This window comes from Halorubrum sp. SS7 (assembly GCF_005435055.1).
Classification (GTDB): Archaea; Halobacteriota; Halobacteria; order Halobacteriales; family Haloferacaceae; genus Halorubrum; species Halorubrum salinarum.
In genome coordinates this window covers 1-228 of the sequence record NZ_SGXV01000669.1, presented here as the reverse complement: position 1 = coordinate 228, position 228 = coordinate 1, and the positions used below count along the sequence as shown (strand labels likewise).

Here is a 228-nt window from a genome sequence, read left to right as displayed (position 1 = left end):
CGACGCCGTAACGCGATCCGGACAAACGCCGAGAACGCGACGTACCCGACCGCCAGGTGACTCCACGGCCACATCGCTTACTCACCGCTCGCCGCGGACGGCTGGATGTCCAACCAAACGTAGGTGGTCCTGTACGCCGTGTCGGCCGTCGGGTTCTCGGGCGGATCCCCTCGGTAGAGATACGTCACGAAGCGCACGTTCTCACCGGCGAGCGACGCCCGGAACTCC

1 protein-coding gene is annotated in these 228 nt (G+C 66.2%); it reads right to left on the bottom strand.

Features of this window, described 5'->3' with window-relative positions:
* Positions 1 to 77: 77 nt before the first annotated feature.
* On the bottom strand, positions 78 to 228 hold a 151-nt coding region (locus EXE44_RS22045; protein ID WP_342764976.1), incomplete at its 5' end, for a DUF1616 domain-containing protein.